Below are 17,208 nucleotides of genomic sequence, written 5' to 3' on the forward strand. Positions count from 1 at the left end.
GGGCCCGCCGCGCCGGAACTGGGTCCCTGAGCCTGTCGAAGGGCCCGCCGCGCGCGACTCACGCGGAAATGTGACGTCATCGTGCGGAACGTCTGTTCACGGTGCGGAACGTCGATAGGCGCCCGAGCGATCTGACGGTTCTATAGGCGTACCCACCGCACGCCCGAGCGATCCAGGAGCCGCCGCCATGTCCGACACCACCGCGCAGAAGCCCGCCCACACCGTCACCACCGAGCCCGCCGCCCATCGTGTGCGCGTGCTCGCCGGAGACGCCGTGCTCGCCGACTCGACCCGCGCCATCGTGCTGCACGAGTCGAACCACGCCGACCGCTACTACCTGCCGCGCGAAGACGTGGACTGGGACCTGCTGCAGGAGACCGCGTCGACGAGCCACTGTCCCGTCAAGGGCGACGCCGACGACTACTGGGCGCTGAAGAGCGACCCCGCCACCGATGTCGCCTGGTCGTATCCGACGCCGTTCGACTACCTGCAGCCGATCGCCGGGTACGTCGCCTTCTACTCCGAGCGCGTCCAGGTGGACGCCGCCGAACTCCTCCCGCAGTAACGCCGCACCCGACACCAAGGACACCGCCCATGACCGTTCTCTCCTCGCCCCCGACGGCACCCGTGCCGGAGCGCCGCAGGCCCCTCGCCCTCGTCGCCGCCCTCAGCGCGACCCTGCTGGCGCTCGCCGGCTGCGCGACCGCGACGCCCGCCGACGACACGACGGCGGATGCCGCGTCCGCGGTGTACCGCATCGGCATCAGCGATCCCGGCGCCGAGCTCGACCCGCTCACGGTGGCCGACGGCGACGCGCAGCTGATCACGGGGCTCGTCACGGAGCAGCTCGTGAGCTTCACCGTCGACGGCGAGGCGCTGCCGCGTCTCGCGACCGACTGGGAGGCATCCGACGACGGGCTCACCTGGACGTTCACGCTGCGCGAGGGGGCGACGTTCAACGACGGCGAACCGGTCACCGCCGACGACGTCGTGGCGACGTTCGACGCCCTCATCGGCGACGACAGCATCTCGCCCGCGAAGAGCGCGTTCACCGGCATCCTCGATTCCGTCTCCACCGCCGACGAAGGCACCGTGACGTTCACGCTCGCGCGCCCGTTCTCGGACTTCCCGCGTCTGCTCGCCGGCAACAACACCGGCATCCTGCCCGCCGATTACGAACCGGGCTCCTGGCTCGAGAACCCGGTCGGTGCGGGGCAGTTCCTGCTCGAGGACTACGAGGTCGGCCGCAGCGTCACCTACGTCAAGAACCCCGATTACTGGAACGCCGATGAGATCGCCCTCGACGGCATCGAGCTGAAGGTCTACAAGGATCCGCAGGCGATCGTGCTCGCGTTCCAGGCGGGTGAGATCGACCGGATCACCGTGTCGCCCGAGGTTCTCGCGACCGTGAACGTCGACGACTACGACACGCTCTCGGCCGGGTACAGCCACTTCTACGGCATCCACCTCAACGTCACCGAGGCGCCGTTCGACGACGTCACGATCCGGCAGGCGCTCGCCTGGGCGATCGACCGCGACGCGATCGTCGACCTCGTCTTCGGGGGCACGGCCGCACCGGGGAACGACTTCCCCGTGCTGCCGGACTACCTGCCCCAGCCGCTCGACATCGAGCAGCGTGCGCAGGATCTCGACAAGGTCGCCGATCTGCTCGACGGGCGCACGGTGTCGTTCACGATCACGACGTCGTTCCAGCTCTACGGCGAGGTGCTGCAGCAGCAGCTCAATGCGATCGACGGCTTCGACGTGCAGCTCGAGGTGCTCTCCGACGAGCAGTACTACGCCGAGGGCGACGACTCTCCCTGGCTGAACGCACCGCTGACCATCACCAGCTGGGGCAAGCGCGTGCCCTCGCAGTACTACGGACTGTTCTACGCGGAGGGGGCGGCCTGGAACGCCGCGCACTACGCGAACCCCGACCTGGGGACGCTCGTCGCCGACTTCGACGCCACGACCGACGAAGCCGAGCGCGAGCAGCTCATCACCGAGATCTCGCAGACGGAGTGGACGGATGTTCCGACGATCATCCCCGCCCTGGTGCGCTCGGAGGTGCTGCAGAACAAGCGGGTCACGGGCGACTTCGTCGCCCCGATCGACTTCTGGTCGGGCTACAACTTCGCCGGCATCTCGATCGAGAGCGAGTGACCCATGACCGTCGGCTTCTCATCGGGCGCGAACGCCTCGACGGCGTCGTCCGCCCGACGAGGGCTGGCGGTCCTCCGCTCCCGCCACAGCCAGGTACCGCGGCTGATCGGACAGCGCCTCATCCAGGTGCCGCTCGTGCTGCTCGTCGTATCGGTGCTCGTGTTCTGGCTGATCGAGGTCGTGCCCGGTGATCCCGGACGCAACGCCCTCGGGCAGTACGCGACCTCGGAGCAGGTGCAAGCCTGGAACGAGTCGCACGGGCTGACCGGGTCATTGGTCTCGCGCTACTTCGCCTGGCTGTTCGGGTTCGTCACCGGTGACTGGGGCACCAGCCTCATCTACGGCGCCCCCGTGCGGGAGCTCGTGCTGGGCCGCCTCGGCAACTCGCTCTTCCTCGGGGCGGTGGCATTCGTCATCCTCGTGCCGATCGCCTTCGCGCTCGGGGCGATCCAGGCGCGCCGCGAGGGGTCGCGCACCGACCGCACCCTCACGATCGCGCTGATGTCGTTGGCCTCGGTGCCGGAGTTCGTGGTGGGGGTGCTGCTGCTGATCGTCTTCAGCCTGTGGCTCAAGTGGTTCCCGATCCAGTCGTCGATCAGCCTCGACGGCCCTCCCGGCGAGGTGCTGCGGGCGCTCGTGCTGCCGGCGATCACGCTCGCGCTCGGCTACCTGTCGGTGCTGGCGCGCATGACCCGCACGGGAGTACTCGACACCCTCGACTCGCAGTACTACCGCACCGCGGTCATCAAGGGGGTGCACGGCTCGCGGCTCGCAGTCGGGCACGTGGCGCGCAACGCGCTCATCCCCACGGTCTCGCTGCTGGGCGTCTACGTCGGCACACTGCTGGGGGGCAGTGCGATCGTCGAGACCCTGTTCGGGTATCCGGGGCTCGGTGCCCTGCTCGTGTCGGCGACGGTCGAGAAGGACATCTTCCTGCTCGAATCCGGGGTGATGGTCACGGGTGTGGTGTCGCTGCTCGCGCTCCTGGTCACCGACATCGCCCTCGTGCTCATCGACCCGCGCGTGCGCTTCGACGAAGGGGAATGACATGGCACTCACCGAAGCGGTGCGCGGTGCCGACCCGGCCGCGGTCGAGATCATCGAGACGGATGCCGTCGCCACCGGCATCCGTCGTCCCGCCGCGCGCTCGCCGCGGCCCCGTCGTTGGGCGGCTCTCCTGCGCCGACCGACCTTCGTGATCAGTGCGCTCATCGTGCTGTTCTGGGTGGCGGCCGCCGTGGGCTGGCGCCTCGTCGGACTGGAGCCGTTCGCCGACAGCGGCGCGCGTCTCTCGCCGCCGAGCGCCGAGCACTGGTTCGGCACCGACCGCATCGGTCGCGACGTGTTCGCCCGCGTGCTCGCCGGGGCCGAACCGGCGCTGCTGGTCGGACCGATCGGGGCGGCGCTCGCCACCGCCCTGGGATCGACCCTCGGACTCATCGCCGGCTATCGCCGCGGGTGGGTCGACCAGATCTTCATGCGCGGGTTCGACGTGTTCCTCACCCTGCCGACCTTGATCTTCCTGTTGGTGATCGTGGGCGCCTTCGGGGGCAGCGCGCCCACCATCATCGTGGCGGTCGGCATCCTCTTCGGCCCCGGCATCGCCCGCATCGTGCGGGCCGCGGTGCTCGTCGAGATGGGCAAGCAGTACGTGACCAGTGCGCGCGTGCAGGGGGAGAGCGCCGGGCGGATCGTCTTCCGCGAGCTGCTGCCCAACGTCTGGCCGCAGGTGCTCGTGCAGGCGACGTTGAGCGTGGCCGGCGCGATCTTCATCTCGTCATCGCTGTCGTTCCTCGGACTCGCCTCGGCACCGCCGTCGCCCGACTGGGGGCTCGCGGTCAACGAGAACCGCACCTACCTGCAGGCCGCGTGGTGGACGCTCGCGTTTCCGACCCTCGCGATCGCCTCGCTCGTGGTCTCCCTCAACCTGATCGCAGACAACTTCCGAGAGGTGTTCCGACGATGACCGAGCCACTGGTGAGCGTGCGCGGACTGACCGTCGATTACGAGGTCGAGGGGCAGCGGCGGCGGGCCGTCGACGGCGTCGACTTCGACATCGAGCCCGGTGGATCGCTGGGACTCGTGGGGGAATCGGGGTCGGGCAAGAGCACGATCGCGTTCGCTCTGGCGCGCTACCTGCCGGCGGGGGCACGGGTGAGTGCCGAGCGGCTGACCGTCGCCGAGCACGACGTGCTCGGTCTCGGGCCGTGCGCGCTGCGCGAGTACCGTCGAGGCTCGATCGGCTTCGTCTACCAGGAGCCCGCGCGGGCGCTCAACCCGACCCGGTCGGTCGGCAGCCAGGTCGCCGAGACGTACCGTTTGCAGGGGCTGCGCTCGGCGGCGGCGCGGACGGCGACCATCGCCGCGTTCGCCGACGTCGGTCTGCCCGACCCCGCCTCGCTGGTTCACCGATTCCCGCACGAGCTCTCCGGAGGGCAGCAGCAGCGCGTCGTCATCGCGATGGCGCTCGCCGCCGACCCGCGCCTGCTCATCCTCGACGAACCCACCACCGGACTCGACAGCCGGGTCGAGGCCGAAGTCATCGCGCTCGTCGACCGTCTGCGCCGCGAGCGCGGCTTCGCGACGCTGCTGATCAGCCACAACCTGCCGCTCGTGGCGAGCCACACCGAGCGGATCGGGGTGCTCGAGCGCGGGATCCTCGTCGAGCACGGCGAGGCCGCCGGCGTCGTCGACGCCCCGCTGCACCCCTACTCGCGTCTGCTGGTCGATGCGGTCCCCTCGCTCGAGGCGAGGTCGCGGCCCGTCGAACCCGAGCACGCGCAGCCGCTGCTGTCGGTGCGCGGAGTCACGAAGCGCTACGGCGCGCACCTCGCGCTCGACGGCGTCGACCTCGACATCGGCCGCGGCGAGGTGCTCGGCCTCGTCGGCGAATCGGGCAGCGGCAAGACCACGCTCGGCCGGGTGATCGCGGGGCTCGCGCGCGCCGAGGGGACGGTGTCGTTGGACGGTTCGGATGCCGCGAACGCCGTTCCGGTGCAGTTCGTGTTCCAGAGCCCCGACGCCTCCCTCAACCCGCGGCGCACCGTGCGGCAGACGCTCACTCGATCGATCCAGCTGCTGCGCGGGGACACCGATGCCGAGGCGCTCGCCCTCTCGACCGGACTCCCGGGCGACGTGCTCGACAAGCTGCCCGACGAACTCTCCGGCGGCCAGAAGCAGCGCGTCGCGATCGCCCGGGCGTTCGCCGGACGCAGCCCCCTCGTCGTGTGCGACGAGCCGACCTCGGCGCTCGACGTGAGCGTGCAGGCGCGCGTGCTCGACCTGCTCGTCGAGCTGCAGGAGCGCACAGGGGTGTCGTACCTCTTCATCACGCACGACCTCGCCGTCGTTCGCCGCATCGCGCACCGCGTCGCCGTGCTCAACGGCGGGCGCATCGTCGAGACCGGAGCGGTCGACGACGTGCTGGGTGCGCCCCGGCATCCGTACTCGGCATCCCTCGTGGATGCCGCCCGCAGCCTGCGCGGCGAGACCACGCGGGGTCTCCGCGACGTCATCGCCGCGTAGGCCCGCGCCCACGACTCCTCAGAATGCGCGCGCATCGCGCCGATCCGGCCGGTTTCGGGGCTCCGTGCGCTGTTGCTGAGGAGTCATGCCGGCCGATGCGTCCCTAACTCAGGACAAACCCGACCCGAAGGCCTGGAAATGGCTGGTCCCGCCGTTCGACCGGCATCTGTCCTGAGCTGTGGCCGCGAGAAGTTCGGTGTCGCACCTCCCCTGCGGTGTTACACTTTCTTCATGCCCACGAAGCATCCGCGCACCAACATCACGCACACGCCCCAGGTAGCGCATGCGATCGAGGTCGCTCGTCGCGAGTGGCCGGACGAGGTCCGGGAGAGCGTCCTGCTGCTCCGCCTTCTCGACGAGGGCGCGCGAGTGATCGAGGCGCGGGTCTCGGGCGCGGAAAGCAGCAGACGCGAACGCATCGACGTCATCGCCGGCCGTTACAGCGCCGTCTATCCGGTCCGATACCTCGAAGAATTGCGCGAGGACTGGGACGAGTGATCGTTCTCGACGCCTCGGTGGCGATCGCTTTCCTGAACCAGAACGATGCGCACCACGTCGCCGCCATCGAGCTGCTCAAGCGCAACCCGCCGCAGTACCTGATGCACCCGCTCACCCTGGCCGAGGTGCTGGTCGGCCCGGCACTCCTGGGCATCGACTCGACCGTTCTGCGAGATCTGCGATCGATCGGTGTGGAGCAGGTCGGTGCGGGGCCCGACGAGGCGCTCCAGCTCGCGCGGCTCCGTGCAACGCACAGGCTCAAGATGCCCGACACGTGCGTCTTGGCTACGGCGCAGCATCACGCTGTTCCGCTCGCGACCTTCGATGGGCGCCTCGCAGCCGTCGCCTCGGCATCCGGCCTTCTCGTCGGCGCACTCTGACCCCGGTCGCAGAGCAACCGTGCGCATAAGTCCTCAGAACGCGCGCGCATCGCGCCGATCCGGCCGGATTCGGGGGCTCAGTGCGCCGTTTCTGAGGAGTCATGCCGGCCGATGCGTCCCTAACTCAGGACAAACCGACGTCGACAAGGGCGAACCGATCGAATCCGACCCGATCTGGGACAACCGTCCTGAGTTGGGCCCGCGTCCTTCGTCTCGTCGCTTCGCTCCTCGCTCAGGAACCGCGCAGCGAGACGACGGGCTCCTCCGCGCAGCGAGAGAGTCACCCGAGGGCGTCGGCGATCGCCGCGCCCTCGGCCGCGTCGATGCGGCGCCAGAACTCCACGGCGCGCTCGCGCAGCGCCGGGTCGGTGATCTCGGCGAGCTGCGACACCACCACTCCGCGCAACCTCGCCCGGCCGGCGTCGTCGAGCACGTTCCGCACGAGGTCGCCGGCCTGCCGGAAGTCGTCGCCCGCGTCCCACTCCCGGGCGCGCGCGGCGAGGTCGTCGTCCCAGCCGGGGGCGGATGCGGTGAACGGCGCGACCACGCGGCTGGCGACCCCCTCCTGCACCCGGTGCTGGTGGAAGCGCCAGTAGCTGTCGATGCGCGAGATCAGCATCGGGTCGGGGCTGGGCCCGATGCCGGGCACGAAGCTCGACGGTGCGAAGGCCGCCTGCTCGATCTCGGCGACCTCGTCGTCGGGGTTGCGGTCGAGCACGAGGCGCCCGACCTCGATCAGCGGGTACGACGCCTTCGGCCAGGTCTTGGTGAGGTCGAAGGCGTTGAACGCCGCGGTGCGGGCGTCGTCGTCGGGCATGATCTGCACCGACAGCGTCCACGACGGATGCTCGCCCCGGTCGATCGCGGCGCGCAGGTCGTTCCGCTGGTGGTCGACCTCGGTCGCCTGGATCGCGTCGGCCTCGTCGTCGGACAGGTTCGCGATCCCCTGATCGGTACGCAGGTGGTACTTGACCCAGAACCGCTCGCCGGCGGCGTTCACCCACTGGAAGGTGTGCGATCCGAAGCCGTCCTGGTGCCGCCACGAGCGCGGGATGCCGCGGTCGCTCAGCAGCCAGGCCACCTGGTGCGCCGACTCGGGGTTGCGGGTCCAGAAGTCCCAGAGCCGGTCGTAGTCGAAGACCGTGCCGTCGCGGTACATCTTGTGGGCGACGACGAGGGAGGCGAACTTCGACTCGTCGCGCAGGAAGAAGACGGGGGAGTTGTTGCCGACGAGGTCGTACTCGCCGTCGGGGGTGAGGAACTTCGCGGCGAAGCCGCGCAGGTCGCGCCAGGCTTCGCGGCTGCCGCGGTAGCCGAGCGTCGCCGAGAAGCGCACGACGACATCGGTGCGGATGCCGGGCTGGAAGAGCCCCGCGTGCGTGAAGGCGCGCACGTCGCCGGTGGTCTCGAAGAAGCCGAGCGCGCCGCCGCCCTTCGAGTGGCGGATACGCACGGGGACCGGTCCGGGGTCGGCGGCCGGGTAATCGGCACGACGCGCGATGGTCCCCGTGCTCACCGGGTCAGGCCTTCGCGCCGGGGCCGTCGCCCACAGGGCGGATCTCGAGCGAGTCGTAGAACGCGATGTGCCCGCCGATGGGCGCGAATGCGCTGATGGGTTCGGGGTACGACCACGCGACGGGCGAGGCATCCGCACCGTCGGCGAGGGCCCAGTAGTCGCTGGCGACGCCCTTGAACGGGCAGAACGTCGTGTTCTCGACGCGGCGCAACCGGGTGAGGTCGACATCGCCCCGCGGGAAGTAGAGCCGCGTGGGCACGTCGACCTCGTGCAGCTCGATCACGTTCGAGCTGGTGGCGATGCGTTCGCCTGCGCTCCAGACCTCCACCGTTCCCTCGTGCGCTGTCAGGTGCACGAGGCCGTTGGTGGCGATGCCGGGGGCGTCGAGCACGGCGGAATCGGTCATGGTGTTCCTCCTTCGGTGTGGCCGGGCGCCGAAGAGGAAGGTCGCGTGCTGGATCGCGAGCGTCGCGGTGGGTTCGAGCATCGTCTCCTCCTCGGTCGAATGACACGCCCATCCAAGTCCCGTCGCCCGGATCGCGCGACGATGGTTCCTCCCGGTGACGACACATGACCTCGGATGACGCGCGCGGTCGCCGCGTGACCGGTGTTGACGCCCCGTGAACCGCACCGTTCCGCTCGTCGAGGGGCCGCCCTAACGTGGCGCCATGTCAACCACCCACTCGCCCGCCGGCGTCACCGAGTCCCTGCACATCGGTCTGTTCGCGCACCTCGCCGATCATCGCGGCGCGGTCGAGCAGACGTATCTCGACTACCTCGATCTGTTCGTCCATGCCGAGGGGCTGGGTGTCGGGTCGGCGTGGGTGCGTCAGTTCCATCTGGCGAAACCGGATGCCGGGCGGCTGGGTGGCCTGCCGTCGCCGTTCGTGTTCCTGGGCGCGCTCGCCGCGCGCACCTCGACGCTGCGGCTGGGCACGGCGGCGATCACGCTTCCGCTCGAGCAGGTGCTGCGGGTGGCGGAGGATGCCGCGGTGCTCGATGCGCTGAGCGGGGGGCGTCTGGAGTTGGGGCTCGCGAACGGCGGGCAACCGCAGACGGCATCCGCCTTCGGCATCCCGCATATCGGTGATCGCACGCAGAGCCGCCGGGCCTACCTCGAGGCCGTCGATCGGCTGGCCGGTGCCTTGCGCGGCGAGGCGGTGACCGTCGACGGAGAGGTGATCGCGCCGGCGCGGCCGGGCCTCGCCGACCGCATCTGGCATGCGACCCTCACCGCGCAGAGCGCGTACGAGACCGGGCAGCGCGGCGAGGGCGTGCTCATCGGCACCACCCAGGTCGTGCCGGGCGAGGTCTCGGCCGAGGCGTACCACCGGGGTCTCGCCGAGGGGGCGGTGCCGCGGCTCGGGCTGTCGACGTGGATCTTCCCCGGCCGCACCCGTGAAGAAGCCCTCGCTCAGGCCGAGGAAGGGTTGATCGCCAAGTGGCAGTGGGCCCGGGACTTCCTGCCGCAGGCCGACTCGACCGCGCAGATCGCCGAGCGGCTCAACCTGCACTACGGCACCGCCGATGACATCGCGGCGTCGATCGCGACCCATCCGGCGTTCGCCCACACGACGCAGATCCAGTTGCAGCTCGACGGCCTCTACCGTTCGCTCGAGCAGCAGAAGGACGCCCTCGAACTCTTCACCTCCGATGTCGCACCCGCGCTGAACGCGGCGATCCGCCGGGAGGTGGCCGCATGAGCCGCGCACCGCTCGTGTTCGCGGCCGGGGTGTTCTACCCGGGCGGCGAGCACATCACCGGCTGGAGGTCGGGCGCCGACGCGTCGTCGTACCTCGACCTCGACTACTGGACGCGCTTCGCGCAGACCGCCGAGGCGGGGCGCTTCGCGACCCTGTTCCTCGCCGACGAGCTGTACGTGTGGGATCGGTTCCGTTCGGGCATCGAGCACGGTACGAACGTGCGCCTCGAACCCTTCACCCTGCTCAGCGCGCTCTCGCAGTTGACGACGAAGATCGGGCTCGCCGCCACGGTCTCGACCACCTACAACGAGCCGTACCACGTGGCCCGCAAGCTCGCCTCGCTCGACCACCTCAGCCACGGCCGCGCGGCGTGGAACCTGGTGACCAGCGCGAGCGACGAGGAGGCCCGCAACTTCGGTCGCGACACGCACCTCGACCACGGCATCCGCTACGAGCGCGGCGCCGAGTTCGTCGACGTCGTGAACGGTCTCTGGGACGGGTGGGACGACGACGCCTTCGTCTTCGACAAGAGCTCCGGGCGTTACGCCGATCGCTCGAAGCTCCACGTGCTCGAACATCGCGGCGAGCACTTCGCCGTGCGCGGACCGCTCAACATCCCTCGCCCGGTGCAGGGGCATCCGCCGCTCTTCCAGGCCGGGGCCTCGGAGGCCGGCCGCGCGCTGGCGGGCCGCACCGCAGATGCCGTCTTCACCCTCGGCGGCGGATCGCTCGCCTCGGGGCAGAAGCTCTACGACGACTACAAGCGGCGTGCGCTCGCCGCGGGCCGCGGAGCCGATGATCTGAAGGTGCTGCCGTGGTTCTCGCCGATCATCGGCGACACCGACGCGGATGCCGAGGAGCGGTTCCGCGAGCTTGCCGAGCTCACTCCCGAGCGGGTGCAGGTCGACCTGCTCGCGCATTACCTGGGCGTCGACCTGGGCGAACGCGACGTCGACGAGACGTTCACCTTCGACTTCGACCACGAGAACTTCAACCAGTCGAAATCGGGGTACAAGGCGATCGCCGACCTGCTCGCGCAGCGCACCTACACGCTGCGGGAGTTGGCGTGGGAGGTGCTGCGCCGCCGCTTCACCGTCGGCACCCCCGACTCCCTCGCCGCCCACCTCATCGAGAGGTACGAGAACGGTGCGGCCGACGGGTTCATCCTGATGGCGCCGACCCTTCCCGACACCCTCACCCGGTTCGTCGAGCACATCGTGCCCCGCCTGACCGATCACGGAATCTACCCGGGGGAGTACGCGGGCGACACCCTGCGCGAGAACCTCGGCCTCGCCCGCCCCGCCGGAAGGTACGCCGCATGACCCGTCGACTGCTCCTCGCCGCCTTCCTCTTCCACCCGGGAGGGTCGCACGTCTCGGGCTGGCGTCACGACGACGCCGAGCCGCACCGGCACGTCGACATCGACTATTACGCCGATTTCGCGCAGACCGCCGAGCGTGGCATCTTCGACACGCTCTTCCTCGCCGACGGCCTGTACTTCTGGGATCGCTTCCCCTCGGGCGTCGACCACTACGGGCAGACCCGGCTCGAACCGCTCACGCTGCTGTCGGCTCTCGCCGCGCGCACGAGCCGGATCGGTCTCGCGGCCACGGTCTCGACCAGCTACAACGAGCCGTACCACGTGGCCCGCGCGCTCGCCTCGCTCGACCACATCAGCCGCGGACGCGCCGCGTGGAACCTCGTGACCTCGCGCTACCCGGAGGAGGCCCGCAACTTCGGCGGTGACGCGCACCTCGACCACGCGCTGCGCTACGAGCGCGGGCGGGAGTTCGTCGACGTGGTGCAGTTGCTCTGGGACAGCTGGGCCGACGACGCGATCCTCGCCGACCGCAAGAGCGGACTCTTCGCCGACCCCGGGAAGCTGCACGTGACCGATCACCGGGGCGATCACTTCGCGGTGCGCGGGCCCCTCAACATCGCGCGACCTCCGCAGGGGCATCCATTGCTCTTCCAGGCCGGCGGATCGGAGGCCGGGCAGGAACTGGCGGCGGCGACAGCGGATGCCGTGTTCGCCCGCTCGCTGCCGCTCGCCGAGGCGCAGCGGTTCTACGCCGGGCTCAAGGCGCGCGTGGTCGCCCACGGGCGCGACCCCGGAGACGTGGCGATCCTGCCGCAGTACCGTCCGGTGGTCGGCGAGACGGCGGCGGATGCCCGGGCCGAGGCCGCGCGCATCCTCGCGACGACGCCCGATGCGTTGATCGTCGAAGACGTCGCGCACTCGATCGGTCAGGTGCTGGGCGCGGATCCGGATGCCGTGATCGCGCTCGACTTCGACAGCGGATCCGGTGGCGCGGCCGGCATCGCCAACGAGTCGAAGTCGCCGAATCGCCGCCTCGCGCGGCTGCAGGCGGGCGAGAGGCTGACGGCGCGCGAGCTGTACGCCGAGTCGTTCTGGGAGTCGGTGTCGGTCGGCACCGCGTTCGAGATCGCCGACGACATCCAGGAGCGGTTCGAGGAGGGAGCGGCCGACGGCTTCGTCGTGCAGGCGCTCACGCAGCCGACCGGGTTCCGCGAGTTCGTCGACCGGGTCGTGCCCGAGCTCCAGCTGCGGGGCCTCACCCGCCGCTCCTACGAGGAGAGCACGCTCGGCGAGCGTTTCGGTCGCGCACGGCCCGAGCGACGGGTGCCGGACTCCGCCGCGGATGCCGAGCCGACGCTGCGCGAGCCGGTGCTCTCATGACCGGCCTCGGGTTCAGCACGCGGCAGCTGCACGCGGGTGAGGAGCGTCAGGGCACGCACGCCCCGCGCGCGACGCCCATCCATCTCAGTGCGGGCTTCGTGTTCGACGACTTCGACCAGGCGCATGCCCGCTTCGCGGGCACCGACGACGGCTTCAGCTACACGCGCGTCGGCAACCCCACGAACGCTGCAGCGGAACGCCGCATCGCCGATCTCGAGTCGGGATCCGGGGCGCTGCTCGTCGGCAGCGGACAGGCCGCGGTCGCCACCTCGATCCTCGCCCTGGTGTCGGCGGGAGACCACGTGCTCTCCTCGTCGAGCATCTACGAGGGCACCCGCGAACTGCTCCGCGACGACCTCGCCCGTCTCGGCGTGACCGTCGACTTCGTCGCGGAACCGAACGACCTCGCGGCGTGGGAGCGCGGCATCCGTCCGAACACCCGCGTCGTGTTCGCCGAATCGATCCCGAACCCCAAGAACGACGTGCTCGACGTCGCGGCACTCGCCCGCTTCGCCCATCGGCACGCGGTGCCGCTCGTCGTCGACAACACCCTCGCGACGCCCTACCTGCTGCGGCCCCTCGAAGACGGCGCCGACATCGTCGTTCACTCGGCGAGCAAATTCCTCGCGGGGCACGGCGCCGTTCTCGGCGGGGTCATCGTCGATGGCGGCACGTTCCCGTGGGCAGCCCACGCCGACGCCTACCCGCAGATCGCCCGCACGCCCGGGCCCGACGGCCTCACCTTCGCCGAGCGCTCGCCGCACACCGCGTTCCTCGACTTCGCCCGCCGCGTCGCGATGCGGTACGGGCCGGTGCCGTCGCCGCTCAACGCCTTTCTCATCCTGCAGGGGATCGAGACGCTGTCGCTGCGCGTGCAGCGGCAGTCCGACTCGGCGCTGCACCTGGCGCGCTGGCTGGAGGGGCATCCGCAGGTCGAATCCGTCGACTACGGTGGACTGCCGTCGAGCCCGCACCACGCCGTCGCCCGGCGCTATCTCACGCGCGGGTTCGGGGCGGTGCTGGCCGTCACCGTGCGGGGCGGGGTCGACGGCGCCCGCGCCTTCACCGACGCGCTGCGCGTCTTCACCCGCATGACCCATCTCGGCGACGTGCGCTCCCTCGTGCTGCACCCCGCGACGACCACTCACGTGCTGCGCGATGCCGAAGAGCTCGCCGCCGCCGGCATCCACCCCGGTCTGCTGCGGTTGTCGATCGGGTTGGAAGACCTCGACGACCTGGTCGCGGATCTCGATCGGGCGCTCGGTGAGGTCGCGGGGGTCGCGGGGGCGTCATCGGCGCCCGCGGAGGTGCCGGTGGTGGAGGCGCTCTCGCCGCGGCGGCTGCTCGCGGTCTGAGCGGAGCATCCGCCCGTCTTCTCGTGGGCGCCTGCGACGCTTCGACAGGCTCAGCAACCCAGGCGGGTGGGCTCAGTGACCCAGGCGGGTGGTGGAACTGGGTCCCTGAGCCTGTCGAAGGGCCCCGCCGCCGTGTACCCCCTATCGCCGCCCGATCGGGCGGGGTACCGTCGCCCCATGGGACGCCTCATCTACTCCATGATCACGTCGCTCGACGGGTACGCGAGCGGTCCGGACGGCGGATTCGACTGGGCGCTCGACCCGGGCGTGCACGCCTTCATCACCGAACGGTTCGACGACGTCGGCACCTACCTGTACGGCCGGCGCATGTACGAGACGATGTCGTACTGGGAGACCGCGCACCTCGAGCCCGACCAGCCGCAGGAGGGCATCGACTACGCCCTGAGCTGGCAGAAGGCCGACAAGATCGTCTTCTCGCGCACGCTGACCGAGGTGTCGAGCGCCCGCACCCGCATCGAGCGCGAGTTCGACCCGGAGGTGATCGCGCGGTGGAAGGACGAGCTGTCGCACGATCTCACGATCGACGGCCCCACGATCGCGGGCGAGGCGATCCGCGCGGGGCTGGTCGACGAGTTCCAGATGTTCATCGGGCCGGGCATCGTGGGCGGCGGACTCAGGTTCTTCCCCGACGGGGTGCGGCTCGATCTCGACCTGATCGACGAGCACCGATTCGACGGTGGCCTGATGTACCTGAGGTATCAGGTCGCTCGCGCTTGACGACGACCGGGGTCAAGGGCGTACGCGCACCGTGCGGGCCTCGAACGACACCAGGTCGCCGTCGCGCAGCTGGCGGCCCCGGCGGCGGTCGACCTCACCGTTGACCTTCACGAAGCCGTCGATGATCGCCTCTTTCGCGTCGCCGCCGGAGTCGATGAGTCCCGCGAACTTCAGGAACTGGCCGAGGCGGATCACCTCACCGCCGATGGAGACGTCGTCGATAGCGCTCATCCCTGCATCGTATCCGCCCCGGCGCGGGCCTCAGTCGTCGAGGTCGGTGCCGACGACGGCGAAGGCGCTGTCGAGGTCGATGTCGATCGAGCGGTTGTCGCTCGTGAGTACCGACACGTCGTAGGGGCTGACGCTGTCGTCGTCGACGTCGAGGTCGGTGATGAGCCCCTCGGCCTCGTCGAGCGCGGCGGCGACCAGAGAGCGGATGGTCGCCTCGTCGAGGGTCAGCGACGGGCCGGTGTCGTCACCGTCGGCGGCATCCGTCGACACGATGCGGGCCGCGAGGTCGGCGGTGACGCGCACCTCGGACTCGTCGCCGGATGCTGTCTCGAGCGTGACCTCCCAGGTGCCGTCGCGCTTCGCGTCGATCGAGGTGACCTCGCCGTCGGCGGCGCCGCGGGCGGCATCCGCGATCTCGACGATCTCGTCGGCGGAGCCCGAGCCGATTCCGGTCACGGGGCCGCCCTGCTGCGGTGCGCCGTCGTCGGAGCGGTCGCCCCGATCGTCCTGACCGCGGGCGTCGCCGCGGGCGTCGCCGCGGTCGTCGTCGTGGCGCGGGCCGTCGGACATCGAGGGGCGGTCGTCGTCGTCGCCGAACTCGTCGCCGATCGCGGCTCCGATCGCGACGCCGCCGCCGGCGAGCACCACGGCCGCCGCGATCCCTCCGCCGATGAGGAGGGCGCGCTTGCGGCCGGGCTTCGGGGCGGGAGCAGCGGATGCTTCCGCCGGGGTCGCGGTCGGGGCGGGCGCCGCGGCATCCGTCGTCGGGGTGACGGGGACCGTCTGAGCGTCGGGCGTGGACTCGGGCGTCTGGTCGGGGTTCGGGGTCTTGTCGTTCATGGCTTCATGCTCCCGCGGCACCGCTGAAGCCACCCTGAAGCGTCCTGAAGCGGTCTTCAGGAACGCGGCTCCGTGCGGTGGGGCCCTTCGACGGGCTCAGGGACCCCGTGGGCTCGGCCGCTGACGGAACTGGGTCGCTGAGCCTGTCGAAGCGCCCCGCCGAAGGAGCCGGGCCGCTGACGGAACTGGGTCGCTGAGCCTGTCGAAGCGGCCCGCCCCGAGACGCCCGGCCTACCGCGCGAGCGGCAGCGTCACGACGAACCGTGCGCCGCCCCAGCGGGAGTCGTCGACGACGACCGTTCCGCCCGAGGCAGCGGCGATGCCCCGCACGATCGCGAGACCGAGTCCGCTGCCGCCGGCGTCGCGGCTGCGGGCCTCGTCGAGCCGCACGAAGCGCTCGAACACCCGCTCACGCTCGTCGACCGGCACACCCGCGCCGTCGTCCTCCACCGTCACGAACACGTACCCGTCGGCGGGCGCGACCCCGATCGCCACGCGACCGTGCGCATGCCGGGCGGCGTTGTCGGCGAGGTTGCGCAGCAGTTGACCGAGCAGGCGCGGATCGCCGGAGACGCGGGCGGCGCGGATGCCGGAGCCGTCGACCTCCACGCCCGTCGCGCGCAGTCGTCGCACCTCGCCGAGCGCGATGTCGTCGAGGTCGACCGGTTCGTGCACGGTTCCGGCACCCTCGTCGAGGCGGGCGAGCAGCAGCAGAGACTCCACGATGCCCTGCAGTCGCAGCCCCTCGTCCGACACGACTTCCGCGAGCTCGCCGATGCTCGTGGTCGAAGGGTGGGCCTGGGCGAGCTCGGCGTGCTGTCGGATCACGGCGAGCGGCGAGCGCAGTTCGTGCGAAGCATCCGACACGAATCGTCGCTGAGCCGTCGCCGACGCGTCGAGCCGATCGAGCATGCCGTTCATGGTCGTCGCGAGTGCCGCGATCTCGTCGGCGGAGTCGGGCACCGCCACCCGGTGGTGCAGGCGTTCGGCGGTGATGCCGTCGACCTCCTCGCGGATGCGGCTGACCGGCCGCAGCGCACGCCCGGTCACGAGCCACGTCGTCACGGCGACGAGCAGCAACAGCAGCGGAACGGCGACCGCGAGCAGCACCGCCACGGTCGACAGGGTCTCGGCGTCGTTCTCGATCGACACGGCGAGCACGAGGGTCCGGTCGTCGTCGAGGTCGTCGGACAGCACGAGCATCGGCTCGTCGTCGATGGTCATCGTGATCGCGTCGTCGGTGGTCGGCAGGGCGGTCGAGCCGAGGGTGTCCCGCGCCTCCTCGCTGGCGGCGCGCACCGACCCATCGTCGGCGATGATCTGCACGATCTCGTCGTCGAGCCCCCCGAGATCGCCGAGGCCGTCGGCGCCGTCGGGCCCGCGTCCGCCCGGCTGGTCGAGCCGTTCGGTGAGCTCGTCGAGGCGCTGCTCGGCGGAGCGCTCGGTGGCCGAATGGATGCTCCCGCTCAGGATGCCGTAGAACGACACCGCTCCGATCGCCAGCGCCACCGCCACGACGACCGTCGCGGCGAGGGTGGTGCGGCCGCGCACCGACCGC

The 17,208-nt window shown here is 70.7% G+C and carries 17 protein-coding genes; 12 read left to right on the forward strand and 5 right to left on the reverse strand.

The genetic code is table 11. From position 1 onward, the window contains the following. Positions 1–187: 187 nt before the first annotated feature. The 7 genes from ACIQTT_RS11115 to ACIQTT_RS11145 all read left to right on the forward strand — a co-directional run bounded on the left by ACIQTT_RS11115 (position 188) and on the right by ACIQTT_RS11145 (position 6,566). A complete protein-coding gene (locus tag ACIQTT_RS11115) occupies positions 188–565 on the forward strand; it encodes a DUF427 domain-containing protein (protein ID WP_402789593.1) in 378 nt (125 codons plus the stop codon). A gap of 29 nt (positions 566–594) precedes the next feature. Further along, positions 595–2,163, forward strand: a complete 1,569-nt coding sequence (locus ACIQTT_RS11120) for an ABC transporter substrate-binding protein (RefSeq protein WP_402789596.1) — start codon at positions 595–597, stop codon at positions 2,161–2,163. A gap of 3 nt (positions 2,164–2,166) precedes the next feature. Beyond that, the gene (locus tag ACIQTT_RS11125; RefSeq protein ID WP_402789599.1) at positions 2,167–3,210 is read left to right on the forward strand and encodes an ABC transporter permease; all 1,044 of its coding nucleotides are present in this window, start codon (positions 2,167–2,169) and stop codon (positions 3,208–3,210) included. A 1-nt stretch (position 3,211) separates the two neighbouring features. Further along, positions 3,212–4,129 (forward strand): ABC transporter permease, encoded by a 918-nt coding sequence (locus ACIQTT_RS11130; protein ID WP_402789602.1) that lies wholly within the window; start codon positions 3,212–3,214, stop codon positions 4,127–4,129. Then, positions 4,126–5,688: an ATP-binding cassette domain-containing protein gene (locus ACIQTT_RS11135; RefSeq protein ID WP_402789605.1), complete on the forward strand. Its 1,563-nt coding sequence runs from the start codon at positions 4,126–4,128 to the stop codon at positions 5,686–5,688. Before ACIQTT_RS11130 ends, ACIQTT_RS11135 begins: the two co-directional genes overlap by 4 nt. A 231-nt stretch (positions 5,689–5,919) precedes the next feature. Then, positions 5,920–6,186, forward strand: a complete 267-nt coding sequence (locus ACIQTT_RS11140) for a hypothetical protein (protein WP_402789608.1) — start codon at positions 5,920–5,922, stop codon at positions 6,184–6,186. Beyond that, complete coding sequence (locus tag ACIQTT_RS11145; RefSeq protein ID WP_402789611.1) at positions 6,183–6,566, forward strand: type II toxin-antitoxin system VapC family toxin; 384 nt, start codon at positions 6,183–6,185, stop codon at positions 6,564–6,566. The genes ACIQTT_RS11140 and ACIQTT_RS11145 overlap by 4 nt, the downstream gene beginning before the upstream one ends. 280 nt (positions 6,567–6,846) lie before the next feature. Here ACIQTT_RS11145 and ACIQTT_RS11150 read toward each other — a convergent pair whose 3' ends face one another. Together ACIQTT_RS11150 and ACIQTT_RS11155 are read right to left on the reverse strand one after the other, a co-directional pair. Continuing rightward, positions 6,847–8,082, reverse strand: coding sequence for a catalase (locus ACIQTT_RS11150; RefSeq protein WP_402789614.1), 1,236 nt, complete (start codon positions 8,080–8,082; stop codon positions 6,847–6,849). Between the two features lie 4 nt (positions 8,083–8,086). Further along, the gene (locus ACIQTT_RS11155; protein ID WP_402789616.1) at positions 8,087–8,569 is read right to left on the reverse strand and encodes a DUF427 domain-containing protein; all 483 of its coding nucleotides are present in this window, start codon (positions 8,567–8,569) and stop codon (positions 8,087–8,089) included. Positions 8,570–8,750: 181 nt separating this feature from the next. Between ACIQTT_RS11155 and ACIQTT_RS11160 the strand changes: the two genes are divergently transcribed. From ACIQTT_RS11160 to ACIQTT_RS11180, 5 genes are all read left to right on the forward strand, one after another. Further along, the gene (locus tag ACIQTT_RS11160; RefSeq protein ID WP_402789619.1) at positions 8,751–9,785 is read left to right on the forward strand and encodes an LLM class flavin-dependent oxidoreductase; all 1,035 of its coding nucleotides are present in this window, start codon (positions 8,751–8,753) and stop codon (positions 9,783–9,785) included. Then, on the forward strand, positions 9,782–11,107 hold the full coding sequence (locus ACIQTT_RS11165) for an LLM class flavin-dependent oxidoreductase (RefSeq protein WP_402789622.1): 1,326 nt from the start codon (positions 9,782–9,784) through the stop codon (positions 11,105–11,107). The genes ACIQTT_RS11160 and ACIQTT_RS11165 overlap by 4 nt, the downstream gene beginning before the upstream one ends. Then, a complete protein-coding gene (locus ACIQTT_RS11170) occupies positions 11,104–12,486 on the forward strand; it encodes an NtaA/DmoA family FMN-dependent monooxygenase (protein WP_402789625.1) in 1,383 nt (460 codons plus the stop codon). Before ACIQTT_RS11165 ends, ACIQTT_RS11170 begins: the two co-directional genes overlap by 4 nt. After that, entirely contained in the window at positions 12,483–13,841 is a 1,359-nt protein-coding gene (locus ACIQTT_RS11175; protein WP_402789628.1) for an O-acetylhomoserine aminocarboxypropyltransferase/cysteine synthase family protein, read from the forward strand. The genes ACIQTT_RS11170 and ACIQTT_RS11175 overlap by 4 nt, the downstream gene beginning before the upstream one ends. Positions 13,842–14,018: 177 nt before the next feature. Further along, on the forward strand, positions 14,019–14,579 hold the full coding sequence (locus ACIQTT_RS11180) for a dihydrofolate reductase family protein (protein WP_402789631.1): 561 nt from the start codon (positions 14,019–14,021) through the stop codon (positions 14,577–14,579). Between the two features lie 12 nt (positions 14,580–14,591). Here the strand turns inward: ACIQTT_RS11180 and ACIQTT_RS11185 are convergent, their stop codons facing one another. The 3 genes from ACIQTT_RS11185 to ACIQTT_RS11195 all read right to left on the reverse strand — a co-directional run bounded on the left by ACIQTT_RS11185 (position 14,592) and on the right by ACIQTT_RS11195 (position 17,201). Next, positions 14,592–14,810, reverse strand: coding sequence for an RNA-binding S4 domain-containing protein (locus ACIQTT_RS11185; protein WP_402789634.1), 219 nt, complete (start codon positions 14,808–14,810; stop codon positions 14,592–14,594). A 30-nt stretch (positions 14,811–14,840) separates the two neighbouring features. Beyond that, a complete protein-coding gene (locus ACIQTT_RS11190) occupies positions 14,841–15,650 on the reverse strand; it encodes a hypothetical protein (protein ID WP_402789636.1) in 810 nt (269 codons plus the stop codon). Positions 15,651–15,881: 231 nt separating this feature from the next. Further along, on the reverse strand, positions 15,882–17,201 hold the full coding sequence (locus ACIQTT_RS11195; protein WP_402789639.1) for an ATP-binding protein: 1,320 nt from the start codon (positions 17,199–17,201) through the stop codon (positions 15,882–15,884). Between the last annotated feature and the right edge of the window lie 7 nt (positions 17,202–17,208).

Source organism: Microbacterium sp. NPDC090225 (assembly GCF_044772365.1).
GTDB lineage: Bacteria > Actinomycetota > Actinomycetes > Actinomycetales > Microbacteriaceae > Microbacterium.